This window comes from Streptomyces sp. NPDC023573 (assembly GCF_055559735.1).
Window position 1 is genome coordinate 1,291,198 of the sequence record NZ_JBVHKB010000001.1, and the last position, 24,461, is coordinate 1,315,658.

A 24,461-nucleotide genomic window follows, 5' to 3' on the forward strand; every position below is an offset into this window, starting at 1 on the left:
AGCAGAAAGGCCTGGTGACAACGGTCACCAGGCCCACTCACCCCACACCCGCCTACAGATACAGCCCGGTCGAATCCACCGAACCCTCGAACCGGTCCGCGGCCACCGCGTGCAGATCCCGCTCCCGCATCAGCACGTAGCCCACACCCCGCACCTCGACCTCGGCACGGTCCTCCGGGTCGTACAGCACCCGGTCACCCGGCTCCACGGTCCGCACGTTCTGGCCGACAGCGACCACCTCGGCCCACGCCAGACGCCGACCGACCGCAGCCGTCGCAGGAATCAGAATGCCGCCGCCCGACCGCCGCTCGCCCTCGGGCGTATCCGACCGCACCAGCACACGGTCGTGCAGCATCCGGATCGGCAGCTTGTCGTCGGTGTTGCTCATGCCGTTGTCGCTCACGCCCCGAAACCTACCTGCCCCGAACCCCTCCGCACGCCCCAGGGCCGCACCGGGACCGCTTTCAGCGCCTCCTGCGGCGCACGCCCCGCGAAGACCGCGAGGACCGCGAGGACACCGTCAGCAACACGGCCGCCCCGGCCACCACCAGCGCCGCCGGAATCACCCGCTCCAGCCGCGGCGAACCGTCCTCCGCCACGAACTGCGCCTTCACGTCCGAAACCGAACGGTTCACGGCGACGAACGCACGCCCGGCCGTCCGGTCCACCGTCGACGCGACCTTGGCCTTCGCGTCACCCATCATCGTCTTCGGGTGCACCCGCACCCCGATCTCGTCCAGCACCACCGCAAGCTGCTCACGCCTGCTGATGATGTCCGCCTCGATCTGCGCAGGGGTCCTGGTATCCGACACTGCGCCGCCTCCGTGGTCGTCGTCGGGTAAACCTTCATCGACAGTCTGTCAGCTCGGGCGCCCCTACACCCGGCGGCACCCCCTATTACGCTCGGTGCCACACAGCACACGTGCCACTCGAGGAGAAACATGAGCGAGCGACTCCAGACCGGCGACACCGCCCCCGCCTTCACCCTTCCGGACGCCGACGGAAACGAGATCTCGCTCGCGGACCACAAGGGCCGCAAGGTCATCGTCTACTTCTACCCCGCGGCGCTTACCCCCGGCTGCACCAAGCAGGCCTGCGACTTCACGGACAACCTGGACGTCCTCGCCGGAGCCGGCTACGACGTCATCGGCGTGTCGCCGGACAAGCCGGAGAAGCTCGCCAAGTTCCGCGAGCAGGAGAACCTCAAGGTCACACTGGTCGGCGACCCCTCCAAGGAGACCCTGACGGCCTACGGCGCGTTCGGCGAGAAGAAGCTCTACGGCAAAGTGGTGACAGGCGTGATCCGCTCCACGATTGTGGTCGACGAGGAGGGCAAGGTGGAGAAGGCCCTCTACAACGTCAAGGCGACCGGCCACGTCGCCAAGATCATCAAGGATCTCGGAATCTGACCCCGGTTCGTGGGGATCTCGACCGAAAAAGGTGTGAGCGAGCTCGCAATCATCCGTTGATTCGGTTTGCAACCGCCATGACTGCGCAGAAGCCTTTCCTGGAACACCGTTCGACGAAAGGAACCGGCCATGGCGGCCTCCGACCCCCACCAGGCGGCCGACCCTGATGCGGTCAAACGCCACCCAGCGCTCTTCCGGGCCATCCGGAAGCGCCAGAACCCCCGGCTCCGTCGGACCGACATCACCATCACCGACGACCAGGCGGTCAAGCGCGCGGTGAAGGCGGCGTCGCTCGGTAACGCCATGGAGTGGTTCGACTTCGGCATCTACTCCTACCTGGCCGTCACCATCGGGCATGTCTTCTTCCCTTCAGGGAACGACACCACCCAGCTCCTCTCGTCGTTCGCGACCTTCGCCGTGGCCTTCCTCGTCCGGCCCCTCGGCGGCATGTTCTTCGGCCCCATGGGTGACAAGATCGGCCGGAAGAAGGTCCTGGCCCTCACCATGATCCTCATGGCGATCGGCACCTTCGCGATCGGCCTCATCCCCTCCCACGGCACCATCGGCGTCTGGGCCGCGGTCCTCCTGATCTTCTTCCGGATGCTTCAGGGCTTCTCCACCGGCGGCGAGTACGGCGGCGCCTCGACCTTCATCGCCGAGTACGCCCCCGACAAGCGCCGCGGCTTCTTCGGCAGCTTCCTCGAATTCGGCACCCTGGCCGGCTACGTCGGCGCCGCAGGGCTCGTCACCCTCCTGTACGCCCTCCTGGACACCGGCCAGATGGAGTCCTGGGGCTGGCGCATCCCGTTCCTCGTCGCCGGTCCCCTCGGCCTCGTAGGCCTCTACCTGCGACTCCGCCTGGACGAGACGCCCGCCTTCCAGAAGCTGGAGGGCGGCACCGCCCACGCCACGGAGGCCGCGGACCACGTCGAGTCCACCGCCAAGGGCGACCTCGCCAAGATCTTCCGCCAGTACTGGCCGACGCTGATCCTCTGCATCGCCCTGGTCGGCGCGTACAACATCACCGACTACATGCTGCTGTCGTACATGCCGACGTACCTCTCGGACGAGCTCGGCTACAGCGAGACGCACGGCCTGCTCATCCTGCTCGCCGTCATGGTCTTCCTGATGCTGATCATCAGCCAGTTCGGCAAGCTCTCGGACCGCTTCGGCCGCAAGCCGCTGCTGATGGCCGGAATGCTCGGCTTCCTGTTCCTGTCACTGCCGGCGTTCCTGCTGATCCGCCAGGGCAGCATCCCGGCCATCATCATCGGCATGCTGATGCTGGGCCTCTCCCTGGTCTGCATGCTGGGCACGATGTCCGCCGCGCTCCCTGCGCTGTTCCCGACCAACGTGCGCTACGGCTCCCTGTCGGTCGGCTACAACCTCTCGGCCTCGATCTTCGGCGGTACGACCCCGCTGGTGATCACCGCCCTGATCAGCTGGAGCGGCTCGAACCTGATGCCGGCGTACTACGCGATGGCGGCGGCCCTGATCGGCGTGATCGCGGTGGCCTGCATGAAGGAGACCGCCAACCAGCCCCTGGCCGGCTCCCCGCCCTCGGTGGAGACGGAAGAGGAAGCGGCCGAACTGGTCCACTCCCAGAGCCCGGACCCGAAGTTCTGACACACCCTGCGTGAAGGGCCCGTACCGCCACATGCGGTACGGGCCCTTCCGCATATCGTCGCATTACGGACGTGACCATCCGATGAGCGGTTCCTTGCTCCGTACGAGGCTGCGAACGCGCGGCCGGATGCGGAGGGGGATATGCCTGCCAGCCCGTACACCCGAGAGCGCCTCGCAGAGGCGGCCTCGTCCTGACGCCCACCCGACGCCCTGAGGATCTGCTGGTGAAGCACGACGGCAGGCGCCGCACGAAGACCGCGCTGCTGCGTCGAGCCCTGTCCGAGGTCGGAGTGCCCGAGCAATGCGGCGAGTGTGGAATTGATCCGGTGTGGCGTGGATACCCGATCACTCCGGAAATCGACCACATCAACGGCGACTGGAGCGATGACCGGGCTGAGAATCTTCAACTCCTGTGCCCGAACTGCCACGCCATCACCAGCACGTGGTGCCGAGGGGGCACACGCCGAACAGCGCGCCCTCGAGACTCGCTTACCACCTCGACAGCCCGCCCGGTACGATGACAGGCGGCTAGCGGCGGTGGTGCAATGGCGACACAGCAGACTTAGGATCTGTGGCCCGTGAAACGGCTTGAGGGTTCGAATCCCTTCCGCCGCACTCTGGACGGCCTGCGTATCGAAGGTTCGATGCGCAGGCCGTTTTTGCCGCTCTGGTCAGCCCACCAGCTCCCGCACCACCGGCACCAGCGCACGGAACGCCTTGCCGCGGTGGCTGATCGCGTTCTTCTCCTCCGGGGTGAGCTCCGCGCAGGTCCTGCTCTCGCCGTCCGGCTGGAGGATCGGGTCGTAACCGAAGCCGTAGCCGCCGGCCGGGGCGTGGCGCAGCGTGCCTTCGAGGCGGCCCTCGACCACGCGTTCCGTGCCGTCGGGCAGGGCCAGGGCCGCCGCGCAGGCGAAGTAGGCCCCGCGGTGCGGGTCGGAGATGTCGCCGAGCTGGGCGAGGAGCAGGTCCAGGTTGGCCGCGTCGTTGCCGTGGGCGCCGGACCAGCGGGCCGAGAAGATGCCGGGGGCTCCGCCGAGCACGTCGACGCAGAGGCCGCTGTCGTCGGCGATGGCGGGGTGGCCGGTGGCCTGGGCCAGGGCGTGGGCCTTGAGGAGGGCGTTCTCGGCGAAGGTGACGCCGGTTTCCTTGACGTCGGGGATGTCGGGGTACGCGTCCGCGCCGACGAGGTCGTGGGTGAGGCCCGCGTCGGCGAGGATCGCGTGGAGTTCGGTGATTTTCCCGGCGTTGCGGGTGGCGAGGATCAGGCGCGTCATGCGTCGATTATCGCCGCCCGGTCAGGGCGTGCAGACCTTGCCGATCTCCGTGGCCGCGTCGGTGACCGGGGTGATGTCGGGTGTGGCGTCGCCCTTGTCGAGGGAGTCGCGGACGTTGGTGACTCCGGCCTGGAGGTCGTCGACGGCCTTGCTCAGGTCGGCGTTGTCCGTGGTGTCGCCGAGGTCCTTGAGCTCCTTGTCGATCTGGTCCAGGGCTTCCGAGGCCTGCGTCGGGTCGTCGGAGGCGCTGGATATCGCCTGCTGGAGGTTGTCGACGCTGGTGGCGATGGCGTCGGCGGTGCGGACGCAGTCCAGGGCCTTGTCGACGGCTCCGCAGCCGACGGCGGCGGTGAGGGTGAGCAGGGTGGTCGTGACGACGAGTGCGGTGCGGTGGCGGCGCGAGGCCATGGCGCGGTCCCTCCCCGGGGGTGGATACGTGGACGGGCGCACGGTTCGACCCGTGCGCCCGTATCCGGTACGACGCTCTGTGCTGCGTATTTGGTTGCTTCTTTACTCGCCGAGAGTGCGGGCGAGTGCCTCTTCCTGGAGCTTGGCGAGGTCGGTGCAGCCGGCGGTGGCGAGATCGAGGAGTGTGTTGAGCTCGGCGCGGTCGAAGGGTTCGGCCTCGGCGGTGCCCTGGACCTCGACGAAGCGGCCGTCGCCGGTGCAGACGACGTTCATGTCGGTGTCGGCGCGGACGTCCTCCTCGTAGCAGAGGTCGAGGAGGGGGGTGCCGTCGACGATGCCGACGCTGATCGCGGCGACGGTGCCGGTGAGGGGCTTGCGGCCGTGCTTGATGATCTTCTTGCCCTGGGCCCAGGCGATGGCGTCGGCGAGGGCGACGTAGGCGCCTGTGATGGCGGCGGTGCGGGTTCCGCCGTCGGCCTGGAGGACGTCGCAGTCCAGGACGATGGTGTTCTCGCCGAGGGCCTTGTAGTCGATCACGGCGCGCAGGGAGCGGCCGATGAGCCGGCTGATCTCGTGGGTGCGCCCGCCGATCTTGCCGCGTACGGACTCGCGGTCGCCGCGGGTGTTGGTGGAGCGGGGCAGCATGGAGTACTCGGCGGTGACCCAGCCTTCGCCGCTGCCCTTGCGCCAGCGCGGGACGCCTTCGGTGACGGAGGCGGTGCAGAAGACCTTGGTGTCACCGAAGGAGATGAGTACGGAGCCTTCGGCGTGCTTGCTCCATCCGCGTTCGATGGTGACGGGGCGGAGCTGTTCGGGGGTGCGGCCGTCGATACGAGACATGGCGTCGAGCCTATCGGCTGGGGCGGCCGGGTCCGTTCGGGTGCATCGCAGGCCCCGCTCCGGGCCGGTCGGGGCGGGTGGAGCGGGGCCTGGGTGCGGACCTGGGTGGGTCAGCCGGTCACATCATGTCTTCGATGTCGGCGGCGATGGGGTCGGCGTCGGTGCCGATGACGACCTGGATCGCGGTGCCCATCTTGACGACACCGTGTGCTCCGGCGGCCTTGAGCGCGGCTTCGTCGACCTTGCTGGGGTCGTGGACCTCGGTGCGGAGGCGGGTGATGCAGCCTTCGATCTCGTCGATGTTCTCGATGCCGCCGAGCCCGGCGACGATCTTCTCAGCCTTGCTGGCCATGTCCTTCTCCCTGGTCTGTACGTGCGTGGGGCGGCCCACCGTGGGTCCGTTTCGTCACGGTAACGCACGGTTGGCCCAACTTCACGGGCGGGTAACCGCGCAGTCCCCAATGATGACGATCACCGGCGCCCTGCCTTCCGGCGGGGCTCCGCACCGTATCGCAACTGGTCTACACCAGTTTGCAACGACCGCCGAACCAGGTGTGTTCCGGGAGGATGCCGATGAGTGCGAACGCGGCGGCAGCATCGCAGCGGAAGTGGTGGAACGGGCCGGTCCAGGGACTGCAGAAGGTCGGCCGTAGCCTGCAGCTGCCGGTTGCCGTACTGCCCGCTGCGGGCCTGCTCGTCAGCCTCGGCAACCTCTTCGACTCGTATCTGGACGGCGCCTTCTGGAACAAGACGTCCAAGGTCCTGCTCAGCGGCGGAAACGCCATCCTGGACGGCACCTTCGGGCTCCCCCTGCTGTTCTGCATCGGCGTCGCGATCGGCTTCGCGAAGAAGGCGGACGGTTCGACGGCGCTGGCGGCCGTCGTCGGCTTCCTCGTCTACCGGGGGGTGCTGGCGGCGTTCCCCGTGGACGGGTCCGTGACGGAGGCCCTCCCTGACGGCGAGCCCCAGAACCCGGGCGTCCTGGGCGGCATTCTCATCGGCCTGCTCACCGCGGTGGTGTGGCAGCGCTACCACCGCACGAAGCTGGTCGACTGGCTGGGCTTCTTCAACGGGCGCCGCCTGGTGCCGATCCTGATGGCGTTCCTCTGCGTGATCCTGGGCGTGCTGTTCGGCCTGTTGTGGCAGCCCGTCGGTGACGCGCTGACGTGGTTCTCCAAGCAGCTGATCGACCTCGGCGCGTGGGGTGCGGCCATCTTCGGCTTCGCGAACCGGCTGCTGATCCCGATCGGGATGCACCAGTTCCTGAACACGTTCTTCTGGTTCCAGGCGGGTGAGTTCACGGGGGCCGACGGCAAGACCGTGCAGGGTGACATCTCCCGGTTCTTCGCGGAGGACCCGACGGCGGGGCAGTTCACGTCGGGGTTCTTCCCGATCATGATGTTCGGCCTGCCCGCCGCGGCCCTCGCCATCGCGCACACGGCGCGGCCGGAGCGGCGCAAGGAGGTGACGGGCCTGATGGTGTCCGTGGCGCTGACGTCCTTCGTGACGGGGGTGACGGAGCCGCTGGAGTTCTCGTTCATGTTCGTCGCGCCGCTGCTGTACGGGGTGCACGCGGTGCTGACCGGCCTGTCGATGGGGGTGACCTGGGCGCTGGGCGTGCATGCCGGGTTCAGCTTCTCGGCCGGGCTGATCGACTACGTCGTCAACTGGCATCTGGATACGAAACCGTGGCTGATCATCCCGATCGGGCTCTGTTTCGCGGTGATCTACTATGTGATCTTCCGGTTCGCGATCACCAAGTTCAACCTCCAGACCCCGGGGCGCGAGCCCTTGGAGGAGGAGGAGAAGATCGAGGACGACCTCACGAAGTAGAGGCCTTCCCAGTCCTTCGCGCGGCCCCCGGACCTGACGGTCCGGGGGCCTTCGCCGTGTCACCCAGGGTGGCGGTGGAACTACGCGGCAATCGTGAGGGAATTGCAGGTTCCTTATCTAACCCTCACCGTGCTAAAACTGGTCTACACCACTGAGTGGTCCAGACCACGCGGCCGTTTTGCCGCCGCGTTCTTCGAGTCGCCGCCTCCCTTCGATCAATGACATGGGCGGCACCTTGCCCCATGGAGGAAGTTGATGAGCACGGATACCGCTGCGCCGGCACCCGAGAAGAAGAAGGGCGCGGGCGTCATGGCCGTCATGCAGCGCATCGGCCGCAGCCTCATGCTGCCGGTCGCCGTGCTGCCCGCGGGCGCGCTCCTGGTCCGTCTCGGTAACCCGGACATGCTCGGCCGGGACTCGTTCCCGGACTTCATCGTCAAGATCGCCGGATTCATGGCGGCGGGCGGCAACGCGATCCTCGACAACATGGCGCTGCTCTTCGCCGTCGGCATCGCGATCGGCTTCGCCAAGAAGTCGGACGGTTCCACCGCCCTCGCGGCGGTCACCGGCTACCTGGTCTTCAAGAACGTCCTCGCCACGTTCACCGACAGCAACCTGCCCAAGGTCGCGAGCGTGGTGGACGGCAAGATCGTCATGAACGAGGCTCCGGTCAACGCCGGCGTGCTCGGCGGTGTCGTGATGGGCATAGTCGTCGCCCTGCTCTACCAGCGCTTCTACCGGACGAAGCTGCCCGCGTGGGCCGGCTTCTTCGGCGGCCGCCGTCTGGTCCCGATCCTCTCCGCGTTCGCGGGTCTGCTGATCGGTATCGTCTTCGGTTACATCTGGCCGGTGCTCGGCACCGGCCTGCACAACTTCGGTGAGTGGCTGGTCGGTTCGGGCGCGGTCGGAGCGGGCATCTTCGGTGTCGCCAACCGTGCGCTGATCCCCGTCGGCATGCACCACCTGCTGAACTCGTTCCCGTGGTTCCAGGCCGGTTCGTTCGAGGGCAAGAGCGGCGACATCAACCGCTTCCTGGCCGGTGACCCGACCGCCGGGCAGTTCATGACCGGCTTCTTCCCGATCATGATGTTCGCCCTTCCGGCGGCCTGTCTCGCGATCGTCCACTGCGCCCGTCCGGAGCGCCGCAAGGTCGTCGGCGGCATGATGTTCTCGCTCGCCGCGACCGCGTTCGTGACGGGTGTCACCGAGCCGATCGAGTTCACGTTCATGTTCATCGCGCCGGTGCTGTACGCGATCCACGCGGTGCTGACCGGTGTCTCGATGGCCCTCACGTGGGGGCTGGGGATGAAGGACGGCTTCGGCTTCTCGGCCGGTGCGGTCGACTTCTTCCTCAACCTGGGTATCGCGACGAAGCCCTGGCTGCTGGTCCTGGTCGGCCTCTGCTTCGCGGTCGTCTACTACGTGGTCTTCCGCTTCGCGATCACGAAGTTCAACCTGCCGACTCCGGGCCGCGAGTCCGACGAGGAGCTCGCCGAGCTCCAGAAGGCCGAGGCCAAGTAAGTCCGGTCGGCCTCCGTACGTCGCGCGGAAGCCCCACTCTCCCGCGCGGGAGGGTGGGGCTTCCGCGTGGGCCGTGGCGCCCTAGACCTCGTACACCGCGCCCGGGACCGCCAGCTCGACCGGGCCGTCGTAGACCTCGCGTGCGTCGGCGAGGTTGCGTTCGGCGTCCGTCCACGGCGGGATGTGGGTGAGGACGAGGCGTCCCACTCCGGCGCGGGCGGCGTATTCGCCTGCTTCGCGGCCGTTGAGGTGGAGGTCCGGGATGTCCTCCTTGCCATGGATGAACGATGCTTCACAGAGGAACAGATCGGAGCCCTCGGCGAGTTCGGCGAGCGCCTCGCAGGTGCCGGTGTCGCCGGAGTAGGTGAGTGAGCGCCCGTTGTGCTCGACCCTGATGCCGAAGGTGTCGACGGGGTGGCGGAGCTTCTCCGTGCGGACCGAGAAGGGGCCGATCTCGAAGGATCCGGACTTCAGCGTGTGGAAGTCGAAGACCTCGCTCATCGCGTGGTCGGACGGGGTGTCGGCGTGGGCCGTGGTGAGCCGCTGCTCGGTGCCGTCGGGTCCGTACACGGGGATCGCGGCGGGGCGTCCGCCGTCGAAGCGGTAGTAGCGGACGACGAAGTACGCGCACATGTCGATGCAGTGATCGGCATGGAGGTGGCTGAGGAAGATGGCGTCGAGGTCGTAGAGACCTACGTGGCGCTGCAGCTCGCCCAGGGCGCCGTTGCCCATGTCGAGGAGCAGCCGGAAGCCGTCGGCCTCTACGAGGTAGCTCGAGCATGCCGAACCCGCGGAGGGGAACGAGCCGGAGCAGCCGACGACGGTGAGCTTCATGGAGCGTGAACCTCCGAGGCCTGGGAACGGGGAGGGTTCGTGCGGTCCGTCGAGCGTAAGGCGCGAAAGAGCTGGTCGCTCCTCCACGGCCTGCCGTTGTGGGGGAACTCACCTGTGCTGTCACCGGTTCGATGGAAGGCGGGGTGTCGGCGGGCGCCGGTACGGTCGGGATATGAACTCGTGGTGGTGGGTGGCGCTGGTCGTTGTTGTCCTGTTGGCGCTGGTGGCGACGGTGTCCGACGCGCGGCACCGGGGCGGGCGGGGTCCGCGGCGGCCGGGTGGGCGGACGCGGCCTCCGGGGCGGGCTCCGGGGCGGGCTCCGCAGCGGGCTCCCGAGCGGAAGAAGGGGCGCCCGCACGGGGTGCCCCGACCGGGGGAGATCTGGTGGGCGGATGTGCCGTTCGAGGACGGGCCCGGGTCCAAGGACCGGCCGTGTCTGGTGCTGTCGGTGCGAAGCGGCACGGCGGTCGTCGCCAAGATCACCAGCAGGCATCACGAGGAGCGGCCGGGTGTGATCGCTCTGCCGCCTGGTGCGGTGGGGGACGCGCGAGGCCGGCGCAGCTACCTGGAGACGGACGAGCTGCGGGATGTGGCGGTGTCGGGGTTCCGCCGGAAGGCGGGTGAGCTGGACGGCGAGGTGTGGGGGCGGGTGCGCGGGCTGGGGTGAGCGTGCGGGAGGCGCGGGCCGGGGTTTCGCTCCCGTCCCGCGCCTCCTGGGGGTGCGCGGCCGCCGGTGGCAGGCGGCTCGATGGCCTGTCAGGCCCAGAGCTGGCCGTGCAGGGTCTCGATGGCGGCTTCCGTCGTGGGGGCGGTGTAGACGCCGGTCGACAAGTATTTCCAGCCGCCGTCCGCGACGACGAAGACGATGTCCGCGGACTCCCCCGCCTTGACGGCCTTGCGGCCGACGCCGATGGCGGCGTGGAGTGCGGCGCCGGTGGAGACGCCCGCGAAGATGCCCTCCTGCTGGAGGAGCTCGCGGGTGCGGGTGACGGCGTCGGCGGAGCCGACGGAGAAGCGGGTGGTGAGGACGGAGGCGTCGTAGAGCTCGGGGACGAAGCCCTCGTCGAGGTTGCGCAGGCCGTAGACGAGGTCGTCGTAGCGCGGTTCGGCGGCGACGACGGTGACGTCGGGCTTGTTCTCCCGGAGGTAGCGGCCGACGCCCATGAGGGTGCCGGTGGTACCGAGGCCCGCCACGAAGTGGGTGATGGAGGGCAGGTCGGTGAGGATCTCCGGACCGGTGGTGGCGTAGTGGGCGCCGGCGTTGTCCGGGTTGCCGTACTGGTAGAGCATGACCCAGTCGGGGTGCTCGGCGGAGAGCTCCTTGGCGACGCGCACGGCGGTGTTGGAGCCGCCCGCGGCGGGGGACGAGATGATCTCCGCGCCCCACATGGTGAGCAGGTCGCGCCGCTCCTGCGAGGTGTTCTCCGGCATGACGCAGACGATGCGGTAGCCCTTGAGCCTGGCGGCCATGGCGAGCGAGATGCCGGTGTTGCCGCTGGTGGGTTCGAGGATCGTGCAGCCGGGTGTCAGGCGGCCGTCCTTCTCCGCCTGCTCGACCATGTGGAGCGCGGGGCGGTCCTTGATCGAGCCGGTGGGATTGCGGTCCTCCAGCTTGGCCCAGATCCGGACGTCCTCGGACGGGGAGAGCCGCGGGAGGCGGACCAGGGGTGTGTTGCCCACGGCCGCCAGCGGGGAGTCGTACCGCATCAGCGCATGCCGCCGGCGACGGCCGGGAGGATGGTGACGTTGTCGCCGTCGGCGAGCTTGGTGGAGATGCCGTCGAGGAAGCGGACGTCCTCGTCGTTGAGGTAGACGTTCACGAAGCGGCGCAGCTGGTCGCCGTCGACGATGCGCTCACGGATGCCGTTGTGGCGGGTCTCCAGGTCGGCGAGGAGGTCGGCGATGGTCTCCCCGTTGCCTTCGACGGCCTTGGCGCCGTCGGTGTAGGTGCGGAGGATGGTCGGGATGCGGACCTCGATGGCCATGGCGTGGGCTCCTGTCGAAAGCGTGGAGGTGGCGTGGGGCGCGCGTTCGCGCCCCCGCGCGGGGGTGGTGCGTACGTGGTTGCGCTCGGACCGCGGCTCAGGCCGTGCGGTTCACGGGCAGGCGACAGCCGGACACATCGCGCTGGAGAGCCTGCACAGGTCGACGTGCAGCCGCGCGACGAGCAGTGTGCCCGGGGCCTTTTCGCTCACGTCATGGGGAACCATGCGCTCATCGTATCGATTCCCCACCCCGGGGCCGGAGTGTGATCCCACATGGTGGATGGTGAGCGTTCGCCATGTGGACTCTCGATGGAGGGCGGCGCTGTCGGGGCCGTCCCCGGTGGTCACGCCTCGGCGGGATAGGCGTCGACGACCTGGACTTCTTCCTCGGTGATCTCCCCGTCCACGATGCGGTACGAGCGGAACTGGAAGGGGCCGGCGTCGTCGGTGTCCGCGGTGGAGACCAGCACGTAGTGGGCGCCGGGCTCGTTGGCGTAGGTGACGTCGGTGCGGGAGGGGTAGGCCTCGGTCGCGGTGTGGGAGTGGTAGATGATCACCGGCTCCTCGTCGCGGTCGTCCATCTCGCGGTAGAGCTTCAGCAGGTCGGTGGAGTCGAACTCGTAGAAGGTGGGTGAGCGCGCGGCGTTGAGCATGGGGATGAAGCGTTCGGCGCGGCCCGCTCCGGCGGGTCCGGCGACGACTCCGCAGGCTTCGTCGGGGTGGTCCGCGCGGGCGTGCGCGACGATCTGGTCGTGGAGCGCCTGGGTAAGGGTCAGCATGGCGCCAGGATAGACAGACGGGCCCTCGCGTACCGAAGGGTGGTACGCGAGGGCCCGGATGCCGGACAGGACCGTTGGGGCGGCCGGTGTCCCGGGGCTGCCGTGGCGCGGGTCAGCGCTTGGCGAAGGCCTTGTTGCCGGGGTTGCGGGCCTTGAGCACGAGGTAGGAGACGCCGAGGAGCAGGCCCCACACGGGTGCGCAGTAGAGCGAGATCCTGGCGTCCTTGTCGATGGCCATCATGATGATGACGAGGCCGATGAAGGCGAGGGCGAACCAGCTGCTGAAGGGCGCTCCGGGTGCCTTGAAGGTGGACTGGGGCAGTTCGCCCCGGTCGGCCTTGGCGCGGAAGCGGATCTGGCAGATGAGGATCATGATCCAGGCCCACATGCCGGAGATGGTCGCGAAGGAGACGACGTAGTTGAACGCGTCGCCGGGCCACTGGTAGTTGATCCACACGCCGACGAGCATCAGCGCGGCGGAGAACGTGGTGCCGACCAGCGGGAGGCCGTTCTTCGTCAGCTTGGTGAAGGCCTTGGGTCCCTGTCCGTTGAGCGCGAGGTCCCGCAGCATGCGCCCGGTGGAGTACATGCCGGAGTTGCAGGAGGAGAGCGCCGCGGTGAGCACGACGAAGTTGACGATCGCGGCGCCGATGCCGAGGCCCATCTCCTCGAACGCGGCGACGAACGGTGAGACGCCGGGCTCGAAGGTGCTCCAGGGGACCACGGAGAGGATCATGATCAGCGCGCCGACGTAGAAGACGGCGATGCGCCACGGCACGGTGTTGATGGCCTTGGGCAGGACGGTCTTCGGGTCCTTGGACTCGCCTGCGGTGACGCCCACGAGTTCGACGGCGAGGAACGCGAACATCACGATCTGGAGGGTCATCAGCGTGCCGCTGATGCCTTCGGGGAAGAAGCCGCCGTCGTTCCACAGGTTGGCGACGGTCGCGGTGTCACCGGCGTCGGAGAAGCCGATGGTGAGCACTCCGGCGCAGATGAGGATCATGCCGAGGATGGCGGTCACCTTGACCATCGAGAACCAGAACTCGAGCTCGCCGAAGAGCTTCACGGAGATCAGGTTGGCGCCGTACAGAATGACGGTGAACACCAGTGCGGACAGCCATTGCGGGATATCCCACCAGTACGTCATATAGGTGGCCGCGGCGGTGACTTCGGTGATTCCGGTGACAACCCAGAAGAGCCAGTACGTCCAGCCGGTGACGAATCCGAAGAAGGGCCCGAGGAATTCGCGCGCGTACTCCGAGAAGGATCCCGACACCGGGCGGTACATGAGGAGTTCGCCCAGGGCGCGCATGATGAAGAAGATGACGAGGCCCGCGATGGCGTACGCCAGGATGAGGCTGGGACCGGCTCTGTCGATGGCTTTGCCCGCACCGAGGAAGAGTCCCGTGCCGATGGCTCCGCCGATGGCGATCATCTGGATCTGGCGGGCCCCCAGCCCACGCTGGTAGCCCTCGCCCGCGGGGGCGTCGCCGGCCTTCGGGTCGTCCGCCTGTCCGTTGTCGACCTGCGCCGATGTCATGGTGGTGCGCCTTTCTCCACGCCGATCCGCGCCTTCTGCGGCGTCGGATCAGGTCCTGATCCCCCCGGATATGGATGGAGTGCCGCCGGCGTTCGGCCGGCCTGTAGCGCCCCCGGGGACAGGGGTGGCGTCCCCGGGCGGTCGTGAAGATTTATCACGGGTACCCGGTGAGGCCACCGGACATTATGTGGCGTACGCCACATCAAAAAGCGGACAAGGGTTTCCAGCCGCTGCAAAAAGAGCTGTCCGGGTGACAGGATCGTTATTCGGATTTGAGCATCCGTTGAGAGAACCCGCCGGGTCGGCCCGGATCAGTCGGGCATCAGCGTTTCGACGAGGGTTTCCTGCAGTGCGCCGAGCCAGAGATACGCCATCACCATCGGCTTGCGCGGATCGCTGTCGGGGAGCCGGTAGAGCGATCCGTCCTGCCCCTCGTCCTCGTCGGAGACCTCAAGGCGGGTGCCGATGGTGAGCCGGAGGTCGTTGAGGGAGCCCAGCCAGTGGTGGCACTCGTCGGGGGTGAGCGCGAGCACCGTGCCGCTGTCCCCCACGGGCGAGAGCGCGTCGAGCGACCGTACGACGGCGAGGGCGTCCTCGCGCTTGCGGGTGCGCAGGTCGTTCTCGGTGAAGCGGCGGAACTCGGCGGAGGCCTCGCGCAGCTCCTTGTCCTCGTCGCCGTACGCCTCGGGGAAGAGCCGGGCCAGGGCGGGGTCGGACGGGGGTTCGCTGGGCCCCTCGGCGAAGAGGGCGGCGAGCGGGTCCTCGCCCTCGACGGGCTGGTCGCCCGGGCCGATCAGTTCGAGCAGCTGGACTGCGAGGGAGCGCAGGATGGCGACCTCGACCTCGTCGAGCGCGACGGACGCGCCGCCGCCTGGGGTGGCCTGGAAGTGGCCGGCCATGAATTCTCCGATGGTGGGTCGGACGGAGGGCAGCGGTCGGGTCAGTTGCGGTCCTGGGTCAGCGTGGCCCAGAGACCGTAGCCGTGCATGGCCTGGACGTCGCGCTCCATCTCCTCGCGGCTGCCGCTGGAGACGACCGCGCGGCCCTTCTGGTGGACGTCGAGCATCAGCTTGTGCGCCTTGTCCTTCGAGTAGCCGAAGTAGGCCTGGAAGACATACGTCACATAGCTCATGAGGTTGACCGGGTCGTTGTGCACCAGCGTCACCCAGGGGACATCGGGCTCAGGGACGGCGAAGGTCTCCTCGGCCGATTCGGGACGTTCGATCTCTACGGGGGCAGCAACGCTCACCTACCCCATGCTGCCACCAGACAGGGCCTCACGCACAAACGGCGCCCCCATCTCGTCAGTTTGACGAATAGGGAGTAGCATCGCCGGTATGAACTCAGCGGACCTTGGGCGACGGGTCGGTGTGCCGTCGACCGCGCTCTTCACCGACCAGTACGAGCTCACGATGGTGCAGGCCGCACTGAAGGCCGGCACCGCGGACCGGCGCTCCGTCTTCGAGGCCTTCACCCGCCGGCTGCCCGAGGGCCGGCGCTACGGCGTCGTCGCGGGCACCGGGCGGGTGCTGGACGCGGTGGAGAACTTCCACTTCGACGACGAGATGCTCGCCTTCCTGCGCGACCAGCGCATCGTGGACGGGCCCACCGTCGACTGGCTGGCGGACTACCGCTTCAGCGGCGACATCTGGGGCTACCCGGAGGGCGAGGTGTACTTCCCGGGCTCGCCGCTCCTGCGGGTCGAGGGCTCCTTCGCGGAGTGCGTGCTGCTGGAGACCGTCATCCTGTCGATCCTCAACCACGACTCGGCGATCGCCGCCGCCGCGTCCCGGATGTCGGCCGCCGCGCAGGGCCGCCGGCTCATCGAGATGGGCGCGCGGCGCACGCACGAGCTGTCGGCGGTGGCCTCGGCCCGTGCCGCGTACGTCGGCGGCTTCCACACCACCTCGGACCTGGCGGCCGGCTTCCGCTACAACATCCCGACCGTCGGGACGAGCGCGCACGCCTTCACGCTCCTGCACGACAGCGAGCGGGACGCCTTCCAGGCACAGGTGGACTCGCTGGGCCGGGGGACCTCGCTGCTCGTCGACACGTACGACGTGACCGAGGCCGTCCGTACGGCGGTGGAGATCGCGGGCCCGGAGCTCGGGGCCGTACGGATCGACTCGGGCGACCTGCTGCTCGTCGCGCACCGGGTGCGGCAGCAGCTGGACGAGCTGGGTGCCACGGAGACGAAGATCGTGGTGACGTCCGACCTGGACGAGTACGCCATCGCCTCGCTGGCCGCCGCGCCCGTCGACGCCTACGGGGTCGGCACGCAGCTGGTCACCGGGAGCGGGCACCCGACGTGCTCCATGGTCTACAAGCTGGTGGCGCGCGCCCGGTCGGCCGACCCCGCCGATCCGCTGCTGCCGGTGGTGAAGAAGTCGCTGGGTGCGAAGTCCTCGCGCGGTGGCCGCAAGTGGGCGGCACGCAGGCTGGACGGGACGGGAGTCGCCGAGGCCGAGGTGATCGGCACCGGAGAGGTCCCGGCCGGGCTGGCGGACCGGCAGATGCAGGTGGAGCTGGTCCGGGGCGGTGAGGTGATCGGCCGGGAGCCGCTGGAGACGGCGCGGGAGCGCCACATCGCGGCCCGGGCGGGGCTGCCGATGTCGGCGATGCAGCTGTCCCGGGGGGAGCCGGTGCTGCCCACGGAGTACGCGTGAGGCCCCCGGGTACATGTGACACCGGCCCGCGCGTGCGCCCCCGGCCGCCGGAGGGCCCCCGGACAGGGCCGGACCGGGTTCCTCCGGAACCGGCCCCGCACGGCCGGGCACGCGGGGGAAGGAGAGCCGATGCGTGTGCCCCCTCCCGCAGGGTGCGCCGAGTCTCTAGGCTCGGTGGCATCCCCACCGCGCAGGTCCGCGGAACCCGCCGGACCCGCCGAGAACGCCGCGACCTCACCGACCCCACCGAAGGACAACCGTCATGCATCGCGCCTTGATCGTCGTTGACGTTCAGAACGACTTCTGCGAGGGCGGCAGCCTCGCGGTGGCGGGCGGCGCCGATGTCGCCGCCGCCATCACCGACCTGATCGGTGAGGCCCAGCCGGGCTACAGCCATGTGGTGGCCACCCGCGACCACCACATCGACCCGGGTGACCACTTCTCCGTCTCCCCCGACTTCGAGCACTCCTGGCCGCCCCACTGCGTCGCCGGCACGGAGGGCGTGGGCTTCCACCCGAATTTCGCCCCCGCGGTGGCCTCCGGTGCGATCGACACCGTCTTCGACAAGGGTGCGTACGCCGCGGCGTACAGCGGCTTCGAGGGCGTCGACGAGAACGGCACGGGGCTCGCCGAGTGGCTGCGGGACAGGTCCGTGACCGCTGTCGACGTCGTCGGCATCGCCACGGACCACTGTGTGCGGGCCACCGCCCTGGACGCGGCCCGCGAGGGCTTCGCCACGCACGTGCTGCTGGACCTCACCGCCGGTGTCGCGGAGGGGACCACGGAGCGGGCCCTGGCCGAGCTGCGTACCGCAGGCGTGGAGCTGTCCGGCAAGCCGGTCGTCTGACCCGGGCCGCCCCCGGGCGCCGGCCGGTGGCTCAGGCCGCCGGGCGGGCCGGTCCCGCGTAGCCGGAGGCGCCCAGCAGCGCCCGTATCGGGTGCCAGAGCTCCTGGCCGGTCTGCGGCGCCGTGCGCCACAGCAGCCCGTCGGGGTGGTGCAGGACCGCCGTGATCTCGTCCGGGGTGGGCGGATGGGCGTTGCCCCTGAGGTAGACGGCCCGCAGCCCGAGGTTGCGCAGCCTGGTCAGGGCGCGCGCCCGGTTCGCCGCGTGCACCAGCACCCGCACGGGCTCTCCGGGCCCGGACCCCCCGGCCGGGCTGTTCAGGGTCAGTGCCACCACCACAGTGCCGTTGGGCAACCTGCAGAAACCTCCGCCTGCCATGCTTCGTGCTCCCCCGTAAGACTTCGTGTCAATAAGGATCGGTAGGACGCACCTAAACACGACCGGCCGCCGCCCCGCTAGGGGGCGACGGCCGGTCGCGCTTCGACCAGGTGTTTTTCGGACTACTTGCCCGAGGGGCCGACCTTCACGGTCATCGTCGAGCCGCTGAGCGGCTCGTTAACGATGGTGATCCGAGTGTTGGTGTCAGTAACCTTGACACTTCCGGTCGGGTTCTCCTCGTACCAGTAGGTGCCCTTGCGGTCGTCGAAGGCCGGGACCCCCAGCGACGGCTTGATCTTGAGCGGTACGTCCGCGTTGTGCAGCGTGAAGCCCTTGTTCGGGTACCAGCTGAACGGCGCGTCGAAGGGCTGGATCTTGTTGCGCAGGAGCGTGCCGTCCGTCCACTTCAGCGGCTTCGCGTGCGAGTCCACCGGAAGGATCAGCCCCTGTCCGGGGTGGACCGAGGTGTTGTTGTCCTTCTGGGAGGTGTCCCAGAGCCACACCATCAGACCGTTCTGGTACGCGTAGTGCTCGACCCAGTCCGGGCGGGTGGTCGAGAAGCCGAAGTTGTACGGGCCGACCTCGAGGGTCTTGTCGTACGAGACGTACTGGCGGTTCTCGGCGATGTAGTACTGCGGGTAGTCGTTGGTGAACGACTCACCGATCCGCGAGAAGCCCTTGGACGTCCAGCCGTTGTCGTCGCCCTCGGCGTCGTCCGTGAACAGCGCGGAGCCGTCGGCGGTGACCGTGATGGCGTCGGCCGCGAAGCCCTTGCCGCCCGCGCCGCCGTCCGTCTGGTAGCGGAAGCGGAGGTCGATCTTCTTGCCCGCGTAGGCGTCCAGCGGGAACGACAGCTTCTTGTACGCGCCGGAGACGTCCGTCAGGGCCGGCTTGTCACTGGCGTCGCGCGGGATGGCCTTGCCGTCGGCCGTGCCGTCGAGCGCGGTCCAGCTGGTGCCGCCGTTCTCGGACACCTCGGTGTAGAGGTAGTCGTAGTCGGCCTCGATGTCGTACCAGCCGGACAGGTCCAGCGTGGCGGACGACTTGCCGGTCAGGTCGACCGGGCGGGTCAGGGTGTTCGACAGGTCGTCACCCATGTCGCTCCACCACTGCTTGGAGCCCTCGGCGGGCTTCGTGACCGTGGTGGTGACGGCCTTCTCGGGCAGCTCGACGACGAGTGCCTGCTTGTTCTTGGTGTTGTACTCCGAGACCCCCAGCTTGTGGGTCGACTTCGTCGCGGCCTTCGCCGTGTCGTAGTCGAGCCAGCCGAGCTGGAGCTTGTCCCAGGCGGTCATGTCGCCCGGGAGGTCGCCTATCTCGCCCTTGCCGGTGCCGAGCCAGGAGCCCGCCGACATCAGGGACCAGAAGCCGACCGAGTTCTCGCCGCCGCCGGAGGTGTCGTACAGGTCCGGGAGGCCGAGGTCGTGGGCGTACTCGTGGGCGAAGACGCCCAGGCCGCCGTTCTCGGGCTGCGCGGTGTAGTCGCCGACCCAGATGCCCGTGTCGCCGATCTCGGCGCCGCCGGCCTTGTTGCCCTCGGGGCCCGTCGCGCCGGCGTTGGTGCCGTACGCGTACCAGCGGTGCGCCCAGATGGCGTCGGTGCCCTCGGTGCCACCGCCCGCGGACTCGTCCTCGCCGGCGTGGACCAGCTGGAAGTGGTCGATGTAGCCGTCGGGCTCGTTGAAGTCGCCGTCACCGTCGAAGTCGTAACGGTCCCACTCGTCGTACTGCGCGAGGTCGGCCTTGATCTCGTCCAGGGTGCGGCCCTTGGCCTTCTGGTCGGTCACCCAGGCGTTGACGCCGTCGCGGACCGTGTCCCAGACGTTGGCGCAGTTGGTCGAGCCGCAGTAGTTGGAGCCGTAACGGGCTTCGTTGTACGGGACCTTGACCCAGTCGGAGACCTCGCCGTCGACGGAGTAGCGCCCGGAGGACGTCTTCTCGTAGTACGTCTTCAGCGATTCCTTGCCCTTGCCCTCACCGAAGTAGAGGTCCTGGAAGTGGGCCTGGTCGTAATCGGCCTGCCAGGCGGTGCTGTTGTCCTTCGCCGGGTCGGGCTCGGCTATCTCGTTGTGCAGCGGGCCGGGCGTGCCGCCGTACTTCTTGACGGGCGGCTTCGGGCCGTCGCCGTCCGGGTCGAACATCGTGGTGTCGTCGACCTGGTCGCCGAACTCCACGAGGATCGTGAAGATCTTGTCGGTCTTCTCCCGGCCGAGCTCGACGTACTTGCTCTTGCCGAGCTTGACGACCTTGGAACCGCCCTTGGCGGTCACCTTCTTGTCGCCGGACAGGACCTGCTCCAGCGCTGCCTGGCGCTGTGCGTCCTGCTCCTTGCTGAAGGGGCCTTCCAGGTCGTGCTCGTGCGCCTTGGCCGGCGCGGGGTCGCGGCGGTCCACGAGGGAAGCGCCGGAACCTGACGTCCTGTCGTCCGCCTGCGCCGTGGCGAAGGCGGATGCCGTCGCCGCGGTGGCGGCCAGGCACACGGCTACAGCGGTGGCGCGTAGCGCCCGTCTCTGAGTGGTCACTTGATGCAGTCCTCCCCGGCGTTCGCGTCCGCGGCCAGGGGGTGATGTCAGGGCCGCGCGCGTTCAACGCGTCACAAGTGACGACATTCGATCGGAGTTATGAGAGAAAAGACAGACCTTGACTTGGACATACCAAGTGCACTATGCGGGAGTCTCTTCCCGGTATCCGGACGCACCTCCAGGCGGACCGGTCGGCCGACCGGCGCGTCGAAAGCCCGTCCCGGCGTCGGTGTGACTCAGTGCGCCCCCCGTGCACCGGTACCGTGGGTTAGGTCACGCTTACTACCCGTTCCTCCCGGGCATCCACCGTCGTAGAGTCGATTGACAGTGCGAACGTGTTGAGAGACTTCCCTATCCGACGCCCCGAGGACGGATACCGCCATGCCGCGTCCGACAGCCGCACAGTTCTTCTACGGTTCGGCCACCGTCGTCTTCTCCGCCCTCGCCCTGCTGCTGCTGTTCCGCACGGAGTCGGGCCTCGGTGTCGCCGCCGTCTCCACCGTGGCGCTGGCCCTGGGCCTGCTGGTGGCCATGGCCCTGCCCGCGCGCACGAGGACGGCCCGGCGGGCGACGCCACCGCCCGGCACCGCCCGCACACACCGCACGATCGAGGACATAGAGATCGCCGCCGCCCAGCGGGAGCACATCGGGGAGCACTCGCTGCACCGCTGAGAGCCCTAGGCGGTGCTGACGACCACGGTCTTGCCCGCCTTGTCCTGCAGAGCCTGACGGTAGGGCTTGTCCGTGAACATCAGCACGATGTTGATGAGCCACCAGAGACACGGGCAGCACAGCAGCGCGGGGAGCCAGAGCACCACGGCCCGCATCAGCGAGGAGCTCGTGTCGGGGACCGATCCGTCGTTGAGCATCGCGACGCGCATCTTCAGCAGCCGCTTGCCGGGCGTCCGGCCGTCCTTGTGGGTGAAGTACGTGTCGTACGCGACGTAGACCACGAGGCCGATCAGCGACCACACCAGCTGATGTCCGGTGTAGGTGTTGCCGATGGCGTTCCCGAAGTCGTCGTTGCCGTCGTCCGACGAGACGTCGACCGCACCGCCGAAGGGCAGCGAGATCAGGTACAGCGGGATCGAGATGATGAGGAAGTCGATCAACCGCGCCAGGATCCGCTTGCCCGGTTCGGCGAGCGGCGGCATGCCGGACAGCGGATCCGCGCCACCGTAGGGGCCACCGCCGCCGTACGGATCGCGCGGCGGCGGGGGCGGAGGCGGCCCGCTGTCGTAGGGCGAACCGCTCGACGGGGGCGGAGGCCCCTGCGGCGGCCGCTTCGAGAAGGGGTCGTCCTCGGGCGGCGGCGGAGGCGGTGGTTCGTTACTCATGGGGGCAGTGCACCCCGGCCCACGAAGGCCCGCAACGGCTGAGGTCCCTTCGGGGGACGGGGCGTCAGCACACGGGCGTACGGGACGCTTCCGGCCCGCCGTCCGTGGGGATCAGGCCGGGCTCTTCAGAGCGTAGAAGGCCATCGGGGAGTTCGGCCGGAAGCCGATGCGGGGGTAGACGGGCGCGCCGGCCGCGGTCGCGTGCAGCGTCGCACGGGTCAGGCCGGTGGCCCTCCCTCCTTCGTACAGCGCCTTGCGGGTCACCGCTTCGCCGTAGCCGTTGCGCTCCCACGCCGGGGCCGTGGCGACGAGCACGACGAAGAGACGGCCCGCCACCTCCACCGTCGCGGCGCACGTCACCGGCTCACCGTCCCGCAGGCCCAGGTAGGCGTGCGCCCGCTCCTTCCACAGCACGGAGCCGGCCAGGCCGTCGCGGCCGTCCTCCAGAGGGAAGCCGTAGGCCTGGGAGTTGAGGTCGGCGTAGGCCCGCAGGTGTTCGTCGGTGCTCACCCGTACGAACGTCAGACCGCGGGGCGCCGGCTCGGGAAGGGGCAGCACGTCTCCGGCCATACCGGTGCCGGGAAAGGCGTGTTCGAGGCCTGCCTCCCCGGCTGCCGCCCCGAGTGCCTCGCGCGCCTCGCCGGTCAGGAGGTCCTCGAAGACCCACAGGAATCCCGGCCGCTCCTTGGCGCGCATGATCTCCGCCGCCTGGCTCAGCCGCTGCCGCACCAGCGTCGGGGCCGCACCGACGTCGGTCAGCGTGACGCAGTTCCAGAAGGCGAACCGGGAGTCGGCCCACCGTACGGCCATGCCCGGGAGGTCGCGTACATCTGCGGCCGCGTCCCGGTCGAGCACCAGCTCACGCCAGCCCACGACGAGCTGCTCCATCGACTCGACGGCGTCCGCGAGGTCGTCCACCTGAACTCCTGAGGGGCGTAGAACGAAGGGTGAAGCGGACCGGAGCTCTCTCAGCCCGCGACGAACGTACGGGCCGCCTTGTCGTGCCAGCACTGGCGCCACGGGCGGTCGATCAGACACCAGAGCACGTTGAGCACCCCGACGACGACCAGGCCCAGCACCCCGTACACCAGCCAGCGGCGCAGGGCGGCGCCCAGGGACGGGGCGTCGTGGGACTCGATGTCCCGCACCTCGAGACCGCACAGCTTCTTGCCCAGCGTGCGGCCCCACTTGGCGGTGGGCAGGGCCTCCAGGACGAAGCCGAGGACGAGGAACGCGGCGAGCACCCCTCCGAACAGCACGGCCGTGGTGGAGTCCAGGAGCCAGACGGTGACCGTCTCTCCGGAGAGCTTCGCCGCTTCGATCTTCTGGTCGATGTGGTCCGTCGCCTGGGTGACCAGCGGGAAGCCGGCCGCGCCGACGAACACGCCGAGGACGACCGTGTCGATGATCCTGGCGGCCAGCCGCTTGCCGAGTCCGGCGGGCCTGGCCGAGGCCTGGGACCGGACGAGCTGCTGGAAGGGGTCCTCCGCCACAGGCTTCCAGGGCGTGACCGGCTGCTGCCCGGGCCCGGCGCCCAGCTGCTGCGCGGGCATCGGGCCCTGCTGCTGAGGGCTCTGCCGCTGGTGCTGCGGCTGCTGCGGGCGGGCCGCCTGCTCGGGCTGGGCGAGCTGGTGGACCTGCTGCGCCCAGGAAGCTGAACCCCCGCCGGGTCCCGGGGTCATGGGCGTGTTCAGCGGCGCCTGGGCCTGCGGCGGCGTGGGCGCCGGTGCGGGAGCGGGCGGCTGCTGGGTGGAGCCGGGCGGCACGGCGCGGATCGTCATGGTGCCGTCGGCGGGGCCGGAGGCCGGGGCGGGGCCCTCCTCGCGCGGTCTCGGGGGACGGCCGCCGGATCCCACCGCGCGGATCGTGACCGTGCCGTCGGTCGGCGGGCGGCGGCCGGCGTCGCCGTTGCCGGGCCGGTCGGCGCGGATGGTGACGGTGCCGTCGCCCACCTCGTCGTCACCGTTCCGCATGCCGGGCAGGGCGCCGCGCGTCGGGTCCGGGGTGCCGGGCTGACGGGGGTCGGCGGGTGCGTCCGGCGGGGTCGTACGGGCGGGAGCGGCGGGCGGCGTCCCCGTCCTGGATCCGGGCGTGTGCGCCTCGGGCGTACGCGGGTCCGGGCCGCCCCAGGAGACGCGGTGGTCGCGTTCACCGCCGAAGCCGGTCTGCCGGGAGGTGTCCGCCTGCCAGGCGGTCGCCGGCCTGGGCCTGCCGGGGGTGTCGTCGGCCTCGTCCTGGCCTGCCCCGGCGTCGCCGCCGGGCGCGTCCGGGGCGTCGGCCTCGTCGAGGTACATCGGCCCGGTCTCGTCCACCGGCCGCTGCGGGGCGGCGTCGGCCGCCGGGGCGGACGGCGCCGGAGTCGTCTCGCCCTGCTGGGGCGCGGGCCGGCTGGTGCCGGGGACCCACGAAGCGCCGTTCCAGTACCGGACGTATCCGGGAATGGACGGGTCGGGGTAGTACCCCTCGCGGGGGCTTTCGTCACCGGGTGCCGGGGTTGGGGCGCTCATCACCGTGGTCCCGTATCTCTTCGAGGCCTCAGGCCGGCCGGCCGTCGGGGGTGGCCGACCTCAATACAAGGGTCCACATCTATCAGACCACCGAGCACCCCCGGGCCTGTCCTGTCGTTTGGACCACTTTCAGGGTCCGGGGAAGTTTTTCTGG

The 24,461-nt window shown here is 69.3% G+C and carries 27 protein-coding genes, 1 tRNA gene and 1 pseudogene; 10 read left to right on the forward strand and 19 right to left on the reverse strand.

Features of this window, described 5'->3' with window-relative positions; genetic code table 11:
• Positions 1 to 52: 52 nt before the first annotated feature.
• Positions 53 to 388: a GroES family chaperonin gene (locus ACZ32T_RS05795; RefSeq protein WP_467263413.1), complete on the reverse strand. Its 336-nt coding sequence runs from the start codon at positions 386 to 388 to the stop codon at positions 53 to 55.
• A gap of 76 nt (positions 389 to 464) precedes the next feature.
• On the reverse strand, positions 465 to 812 hold the full coding sequence (locus ACZ32T_RS05800; protein ID WP_467365541.1) for a DUF3618 domain-containing protein: 348 nt from the start codon (positions 810 to 812) through the stop codon (positions 465 to 467).
• Positions 813 to 941: 129 nt separating this feature from the next.
• Here ACZ32T_RS05800 and bcp point away from each other — a divergent pair, with 129 nt between their 5' ends.
• The 4 genes and pseudogenes from bcp to ACZ32T_RS05820 all read left to right on the forward strand — a co-directional run bounded on the left by bcp (position 942) and on the right by ACZ32T_RS05820 (position 3,650).
• Entirely contained in the window at positions 942 to 1,409 is a 468-nt protein-coding gene (gene bcp / locus ACZ32T_RS05805) for a thioredoxin-dependent thiol peroxidase (RefSeq protein WP_467263171.1), read from the forward strand.
• A 129-nt stretch (positions 1,410 to 1,538) separates the two neighbouring features.
• Positions 1,539 to 3,035 (forward strand): glycine betaine/L-proline transporter ProP, encoded by a 1,497-nt coding sequence (gene proP / locus ACZ32T_RS05810; RefSeq protein ID WP_467263173.1) that lies wholly within the window; start codon positions 1,539 to 1,541, stop codon positions 3,033 to 3,035.
• A 164-nt stretch (positions 3,036 to 3,199) separates the two neighbouring features.
• Positions 3,200 to 3,556 (forward strand): annotated as a pseudogene (locus ACZ32T_RS05815) (HNH endonuclease signature motif containing protein); the annotation flags it as partial.
• A 10-nt stretch (positions 3,557 to 3,566) separates the two neighbouring features.
• Positions 3,567 to 3,650: transfer RNA gene (locus ACZ32T_RS05820), tRNA-Leu, on the forward strand.
• A 56-nt stretch (positions 3,651 to 3,706) separates the two neighbouring features.
• On the opposite strand, the gene rdgB is transcribed toward ACZ32T_RS05820, so the two are convergent.
• From rdgB to ACZ32T_RS05840, 4 genes are all read right to left on the reverse strand, one after another.
• Positions 3,707 to 4,309, reverse strand: a complete 603-nt coding sequence (gene rdgB / locus ACZ32T_RS05825; RefSeq protein WP_467365543.1) for an RdgB/HAM1 family non-canonical purine NTP pyrophosphatase — start codon at positions 4,307 to 4,309, stop codon at positions 3,707 to 3,709.
• A 21-nt stretch (positions 4,310 to 4,330) separates the two neighbouring features.
• Positions 4,331 to 4,717: a hypothetical protein gene (locus tag ACZ32T_RS05830; RefSeq protein ID WP_467365545.1), complete on the reverse strand. Its 387-nt coding sequence runs from the start codon at positions 4,715 to 4,717 to the stop codon at positions 4,331 to 4,333.
• A 102-nt stretch (positions 4,718 to 4,819) separates the two neighbouring features.
• Positions 4,820 to 5,557 carry a ribonuclease PH gene (gene rph / locus ACZ32T_RS05835; RefSeq protein WP_467365547.1) on the reverse strand — a complete coding sequence of 246 codons (738 nt, stop codon included), beginning with the start codon at positions 5,555 to 5,557 and terminating at the stop codon, positions 4,820 to 4,822.
• Positions 5,558 to 5,675: 118 nt separating this feature from the next.
• Positions 5,676 to 5,948, reverse strand: coding sequence for a PTS sugar transporter subunit IIB (locus ACZ32T_RS05840; RefSeq protein ID WP_078468346.1), 273 nt, complete (start codon positions 5,946 to 5,948; stop codon positions 5,676 to 5,678).
• A gap of 182 nt (positions 5,949 to 6,130) precedes the next feature.
• Between ACZ32T_RS05840 and ACZ32T_RS05845 the strand changes: the two genes are divergently transcribed.
• Positions 6,131 to 7,390, forward strand: a complete 1,260-nt coding sequence (locus ACZ32T_RS05845; protein ID WP_467365549.1) for a PTS transporter subunit EIIC — start codon at positions 6,131 to 6,133, stop codon at positions 7,388 to 7,390.
• Positions 7,391 to 7,645: 255 nt separating this feature from the next.
• The gene (locus tag ACZ32T_RS05850; protein ID WP_467263182.1) at positions 7,646 to 8,911 is read left to right on the forward strand and encodes a PTS transporter subunit EIIC; all 1,266 of its coding nucleotides are present in this window, start codon (positions 7,646 to 7,648) and stop codon (positions 8,909 to 8,911) included.
• A gap of 81 nt (positions 8,912 to 8,992) precedes the next feature.
• On the opposite strand, the gene ACZ32T_RS05855 is transcribed toward ACZ32T_RS05850, so the two are convergent.
• The gene (locus tag ACZ32T_RS05855; protein WP_467365552.1) at positions 8,993 to 9,745 is read right to left on the reverse strand and encodes an MBL fold metallo-hydrolase; all 753 of its coding nucleotides are present in this window, start codon (positions 9,743 to 9,745) and stop codon (positions 8,993 to 8,995) included.
• 172 nt (positions 9,746 to 9,917) lie between these two features.
• Here ACZ32T_RS05855 and ACZ32T_RS05860 point away from each other — a divergent pair, with 172 nt between their 5' ends.
• Positions 9,918 to 10,412, forward strand: a complete 495-nt coding sequence (locus ACZ32T_RS05860) for a type II toxin-antitoxin system PemK/MazF family toxin (protein ID WP_467263186.1) — start codon at positions 9,918 to 9,920, stop codon at positions 10,410 to 10,412.
• Positions 10,413 to 10,501: 89 nt separating this feature from the next.
• Here the strand turns inward: ACZ32T_RS05860 and ACZ32T_RS05865 are convergent, their stop codons facing one another.
• The 7 genes from ACZ32T_RS05865 to clpS all read right to left on the reverse strand — a co-directional run bounded on the left by ACZ32T_RS05865 (position 10,502) and on the right by clpS (position 15,301).
• The gene (locus tag ACZ32T_RS05865; protein ID WP_358979423.1) at positions 10,502 to 11,452 is read right to left on the reverse strand and encodes a PLP-dependent cysteine synthase family protein; all 951 of its coding nucleotides are present in this window, start codon (positions 11,450 to 11,452) and stop codon (positions 10,502 to 10,504) included.
• A complete protein-coding gene (locus ACZ32T_RS05870) occupies positions 11,452 to 11,730 on the reverse strand; it encodes a MoaD family protein (RefSeq protein WP_467263189.1) in 279 nt (92 codons plus the stop codon). The genes ACZ32T_RS05865 and ACZ32T_RS05870 overlap by 1 nt, the downstream gene beginning before the upstream one ends.
• A 111-nt stretch (positions 11,731 to 11,841) precedes the next feature.
• The gene (locus tag ACZ32T_RS05875) at positions 11,842 to 11,955 is read right to left on the reverse strand and encodes a putative leader peptide (protein ID WP_467263192.1); all 114 of its coding nucleotides are present in this window, start codon (positions 11,953 to 11,955) and stop codon (positions 11,842 to 11,844) included.
• Between the two features lie 119 nt (positions 11,956 to 12,074).
• Positions 12,075 to 12,509: a M67 family metallopeptidase gene (locus ACZ32T_RS05880; RefSeq protein WP_467263194.1), complete on the reverse strand. Its 435-nt coding sequence runs from the start codon at positions 12,507 to 12,509 to the stop codon at positions 12,075 to 12,077.
• A gap of 112 nt (positions 12,510 to 12,621) precedes the next feature.
• On the reverse strand, positions 12,622 to 14,052 hold the full coding sequence (locus tag ACZ32T_RS05885; RefSeq protein ID WP_467263196.1) for an amino acid permease: 1,431 nt from the start codon (positions 14,050 to 14,052) through the stop codon (positions 12,622 to 12,624).
• A 311-nt stretch (positions 14,053 to 14,363) separates the two neighbouring features.
• Positions 14,364 to 14,951, reverse strand: coding sequence for a DUF2017 domain-containing protein (locus ACZ32T_RS05890; RefSeq protein WP_467263198.1), 588 nt, complete (start codon positions 14,949 to 14,951; stop codon positions 14,364 to 14,366).
• Between the two features lie 41 nt (positions 14,952 to 14,992).
• Positions 14,993 to 15,301, reverse strand: coding sequence for an ATP-dependent Clp protease adapter ClpS (clpS, locus tag ACZ32T_RS05895; RefSeq protein WP_031100168.1), 309 nt, complete (start codon positions 15,299 to 15,301; stop codon positions 14,993 to 14,995).
• Positions 15,302 to 15,389: 88 nt separating this feature from the next.
• On the opposite strand from clpS, the gene ACZ32T_RS05900 reads away from it, so the two are divergent.
• Both ACZ32T_RS05900 and ACZ32T_RS05905 read left to right on the forward strand, forming a co-directional pair.
• The gene (locus tag ACZ32T_RS05900) at positions 15,390 to 16,718 is read left to right on the forward strand and encodes a nicotinate phosphoribosyltransferase (protein WP_467263200.1); all 1,329 of its coding nucleotides are present in this window, start codon (positions 15,390 to 15,392) and stop codon (positions 16,716 to 16,718) included.
• Positions 16,719 to 16,980: 262 nt separating this feature from the next.
• Positions 16,981 to 17,565: an isochorismatase family protein gene (locus ACZ32T_RS05905; protein WP_467263202.1), complete on the forward strand. Its 585-nt coding sequence runs from the start codon at positions 16,981 to 16,983 to the stop codon at positions 17,563 to 17,565.
• Between the two features lie 31 nt (positions 17,566 to 17,596).
• Here ACZ32T_RS05905 and ACZ32T_RS05910 read toward each other — a convergent pair whose 3' ends face one another.
• Positions 17,597 to 17,941: a hypothetical protein gene (locus ACZ32T_RS05910; protein WP_467263204.1), complete on the reverse strand. Its 345-nt coding sequence runs from the start codon at positions 17,939 to 17,941 to the stop codon at positions 17,597 to 17,599.
• Between the two features lie 122 nt (positions 17,942 to 18,063).
• Complete coding sequence (locus tag ACZ32T_RS05915; protein WP_467263207.1) at positions 18,064 to 20,463, reverse strand: immune inhibitor A domain-containing protein; 2,400 nt, start codon at positions 20,461 to 20,463, stop codon at positions 18,064 to 18,066.
• Positions 20,464 to 20,844: 381 nt separating this feature from the next.
• Between ACZ32T_RS05915 and ACZ32T_RS05920 the strand changes: the two genes are divergently transcribed.
• Positions 20,845 to 21,135 (forward strand): hypothetical protein, encoded by a 291-nt coding sequence (locus tag ACZ32T_RS05920; RefSeq protein WP_467365555.1) that lies wholly within the window; start codon positions 20,845 to 20,847, stop codon positions 21,133 to 21,135.
• A gap of 5 nt (positions 21,136 to 21,140) precedes the next feature.
• Here ACZ32T_RS05920 and ACZ32T_RS05925 read toward each other — a convergent pair whose 3' ends face one another.
• The 3 genes from ACZ32T_RS05925 to ACZ32T_RS05935 all read right to left on the reverse strand — a co-directional run bounded on the left by ACZ32T_RS05925 (position 21,141) and on the right by ACZ32T_RS05935 (position 24,307).
• On the reverse strand, positions 21,141 to 21,800 hold the full coding sequence (locus ACZ32T_RS05925) for an RDD family protein (RefSeq protein WP_467365557.1): 660 nt from the start codon (positions 21,798 to 21,800) through the stop codon (positions 21,141 to 21,143).
• A gap of 111 nt (positions 21,801 to 21,911) precedes the next feature.
• Positions 21,912 to 22,718 carry a GNAT family N-acetyltransferase gene (locus ACZ32T_RS05930; protein ID WP_467365558.1) on the reverse strand — a complete coding sequence of 269 codons (807 nt, stop codon included), beginning with the start codon at positions 22,716 to 22,718 and terminating at the stop codon, positions 21,912 to 21,914.
• A gap of 50 nt (positions 22,719 to 22,768) precedes the next feature.
• Positions 22,769 to 24,307 carry an RDD family protein gene (locus ACZ32T_RS05935; protein ID WP_467365560.1) on the reverse strand — a complete coding sequence of 513 codons (1,539 nt, stop codon included), beginning with the start codon at positions 24,305 to 24,307 and terminating at the stop codon, positions 22,769 to 22,771.
• Positions 24,308 to 24,461: the final 154 nt, after the last annotated feature.

Coding starts and splice junctions, on each gene's coding strand:
- ACZ32T_RS05860 (WP_467263186.1), top strand. CDS start 9,918: ATGAACTCGTGGTGGTGGGTGGCGCTGGTCGTTGTTGTCCTGTTGGCG.
- rdgB (WP_467365543.1), bottom strand. CDS start 4,309: ATGACGCGCCTGATCCTCGCCACCCGCAACGCCGGGAAAATCACCGAA.
- ACZ32T_RS05845 (WP_467365549.1), top strand. CDS start 6,131: ATGAGTGCGAACGCGGCGGCAGCATCGCAGCGGAAGTGGTGGAACGGG.
- ACZ32T_RS05890 (WP_467263198.1), bottom strand. CDS start 14,951: ATGGCCGGCCACTTCCAGGCCACCCCAGGCGGCGGCGCGTCCGTCGCG.
- ACZ32T_RS05870 (WP_467263189.1), bottom strand. CDS start 11,730: ATGGCCATCGAGGTCCGCATCCCGACCATCCTCCGCACCTACACCGAC.
- ACZ32T_RS05920 (WP_467365555.1), top strand. CDS start 20,845: ATGCCGCGTCCGACAGCCGCACAGTTCTTCTACGGTTCGGCCACCGTC.
- ACZ32T_RS05905 (WP_467263202.1), top strand. CDS start 16,981: ATGCATCGCGCCTTGATCGTCGTTGACGTTCAGAACGACTTCTGCGAG.
- ACZ32T_RS05850 (WP_467263182.1), top strand. CDS start 7,646: ATGAGCACGGATACCGCTGCGCCGGCACCCGAGAAGAAGAAGGGCGCG.
- ACZ32T_RS05910 (WP_467263204.1), bottom strand. CDS start 17,941: ATGGCAGGCGGAGGTTTCTGCAGGTTGCCCAACGGCACTGTGGTGGTG.
- ACZ32T_RS05885 (WP_467263196.1), bottom strand. CDS start 14,052: ATGACATCGGCGCAGGTCGACAACGGACAGGCGGACGACCCGAAGGCC.
- rph (WP_467365547.1), bottom strand. CDS start 5,557: ATGTCTCGTATCGACGGCCGCACCCCCGAACAGCTCCGCCCCGTCACC.
- ACZ32T_RS05795 (WP_467263413.1), bottom strand. CDS start 388: ATGAGCAACACCGACGACAAGCTGCCGATCCGGATGCTGCACGACCGT.
- ACZ32T_RS05855 (WP_467365552.1), bottom strand. CDS start 9,745: ATGAAGCTCACCGTCGTCGGCTGCTCCGGCTCGTTCCCCTCCGCGGGT.
- ACZ32T_RS05880 (WP_467263194.1), bottom strand. CDS start 12,509: ATGCTGACCCTTACCCAGGCGCTCCACGACCAGATCGTCGCGCACGCC.
- ACZ32T_RS05865 (WP_358979423.1), bottom strand. CDS start 11,452: ATGCGGTACGACTCCCCGCTGGCGGCCGTGGGCAACACACCCCTGGTC.
- ACZ32T_RS05925 (WP_467365557.1), bottom strand. CDS start 21,800: ATGAGTAACGAACCACCGCCTCCGCCGCCGCCCGAGGACGACCCCTTC.
- ACZ32T_RS05900 (WP_467263200.1), top strand. CDS start 15,390: ATGAACTCAGCGGACCTTGGGCGACGGGTCGGTGTGCCGTCGACCGCG.
- ACZ32T_RS05830 (WP_467365545.1), bottom strand. CDS start 4,717: ATGGCCTCGCGCCGCCACCGCACCGCACTCGTCGTCACGACCACCCTG.
- ACZ32T_RS05875 (WP_467263192.1), bottom strand. CDS start 11,955: ATGGTTCCCCATGACGTGAGCGAAAAGGCCCCGGGCACACTGCTCGTC.
- proP (WP_467263173.1), top strand. CDS start 1,539: ATGGCGGCCTCCGACCCCCACCAGGCGGCCGACCCTGATGCGGTCAAA.
- ACZ32T_RS05935 (WP_467365560.1), bottom strand. CDS start 24,307: ATGAGCGCCCCAACCCCGGCACCCGGTGACGAAAGCCCCCGCGAGGGG.
- bcp (WP_467263171.1), top strand. CDS start 942: ATGAGCGAGCGACTCCAGACCGGCGACACCGCCCCCGCCTTCACCCTT.